General features: G+C 42.8%; 2 protein-coding genes. One reads left to right on the top strand and one right to left on the bottom strand.

What is annotated here, in order from left to right; translation table 11 throughout:
- Positions 1-311, top strand: a 311-nt coding sequence (locus L462_RS0123860; RefSeq protein ID WP_155964487.1) for an IS3 family transposase, incomplete at its 5' end; no start/stop codon positions are given.
- A 437-nt stretch (positions 312-748) separates the two neighbouring features.
- Here L462_RS0123860 and L462_RS25715 read toward each other — a convergent pair.
- The coding region (locus L462_RS25715) for an RHS repeat-associated core domain-containing protein (RefSeq protein ID WP_032679489.1) at positions 749-1891 on the bottom strand (1143 nt) is incomplete at its 5' end.

Raw genomic sequence — 1891 nt, 5'->3', positions numbered from 1 at the left:
TGGTTCACTCTGACCAGGGCAGCCAATATACAAGCCATGAATGGCAGTCGTTTTTGAAATCACACGGCCTGGAAGGCAGTATGAGTCGTCGTGGTAACTGCCACGATAATGCGGTCGCAGAAAGCTTTTTTCAGCTACTAAAACGTGAACGGATAAAGAAAAAGCTCTACGGAACGCGGGAAGAAGCCCGCAGCGATATTTTTGATTACATCGAAATGTTTTATAACAGTAAGCGTCGGCATGGTTCGAGCGATAAGATGCCACCGACAGAATATGAAAGCCGATATTACCGACGACTCGAAAGTGTCTAGATTATCCGTGGCGATTCAAATAATCGTTTTTTGAAAGATGTTTATTGCATTGTACTGGTATGGTTATTTAATTAATGATAGTAAAATAAAGGGGTTGATATGATAGGAAGAATCAACACCACTCCTAGCTTCTCTAATAATTGCATTAATCATAACAATGACACACATCTAGAAAAAACACTTAAAAATCAGATAAGTGGATCTGTAATTAATGTAAAAAACACCAGTTGTTATTTTCGGATTATTAGCAAAGAACTATCTCTTTACAGAGATGTGAAAAATACTCCTATTGGAGTATGCCGATCCAGAACTGGCGGCTGGCAATGAGCCGTTTTATTATCGAGTTCGGTGACCGCCTGAGCGATCACCTTTAATGAGTGGTCAGTTACACAGAATTACTGACAGGCTCTTAGCGTACGTTTTCGTTCCATTGGACCTCAAACCCCTATGACTTTCCGGGCCTGTGTTTTTTTCACAAAAAATTCACTGCCGTCCTCTACAGGGAAAGACACGACGAGATGTTGTCTGTCATCATTTTCAAAACCATTCAACACTTTCTTCTGCAGGTGAACAACTCCGTAGTAACCTGTCACTTTTCCATGATAATGAGGCATGTTTTCTCTAATTTCCTGAACAAATTCGTCCATAAAACTACTATCACTACCGTCAACCAGTGCAGAGATACTCCCATCTTGTAACGCTTGCTGGTATTGCTGCAGACTTATCCCTTCAGGTTCTGTCGCAGCTGCACTCCAGCAAAAGTCAAGATTAATGTCCATGTCATTGGGAATTCCAAGTTTACTTAATAATGTAACAACCTCAAATGCGAATTTTTTATTTTCTGAATATGGAGACAGATAGATAGCATCATCGCCAGCAGCCCCATGACCAAGGATGTATATTTCGGTTTTGTCATCGCTACCTTCAAAATTTACTACTCCGTTGTTTTTTTCAGCTGCGTAGTTCCCCACGAATGCTGAATAAATCTCATCGGCTTTGTCACTCGATTCAATATCACTGTCAGCATTAATCGTTTTCTTTATCATTTCAATAATAATGCCTTTCTCATCATTCAGTTGTTTTTCGAAACGCCCCTTTTGAATCTTTCCTGTAAATAAGGGTGTAATCCAGTCACCCTCGCTATCTTTAGAGTATGAATAGGAGAATTTATTAATTAAGTCGTATACCAAATTATCTGTTGAGACAAAGGGTGTAAAGGCATATTTTTTCACTCTCCTTTTTTCTTCTGCCGAAGAAGGTTGTCTTCCATCATCATCAACTAAAGTAGTGGGGTTATTCCTGACCATCCTGAACACATTCAGCCCGTCCACCGTCCCCGCCGGGTCTGCGGAGAGCCAGCGTCCCGACCACGGCTGGTAGTACCGGTATCCGTAGTAGTACAGCCCCGTCGCGTCGCGCTCCTTCCCCGAGTATCTGATCGTTTTATAGTCGGCTTCCACCACGTTGCGTGCCGTCCATATCGCCGTGCCCCCGTACGGATAATATTCCTCCATACTGATGACCCTGCCGTCACCGTCCACCTCCAGCCCGCTGCTTCCCGTCAGGTTATCGTGGCTGTA

Origin of the sequence: Enterobacter sp. BIDMC 26 (assembly GCF_000534435.1) — a bacterium.
Taxonomy (GTDB): domain Bacteria; phylum Pseudomonadota; class Gammaproteobacteria; order Enterobacterales; family Enterobacteriaceae; genus Enterobacter; species Enterobacter ludwigii.
Note: the sequence above shows the minus strand (reverse complement) of the source record. Positions and strands in the feature narration are given on the sequence as shown.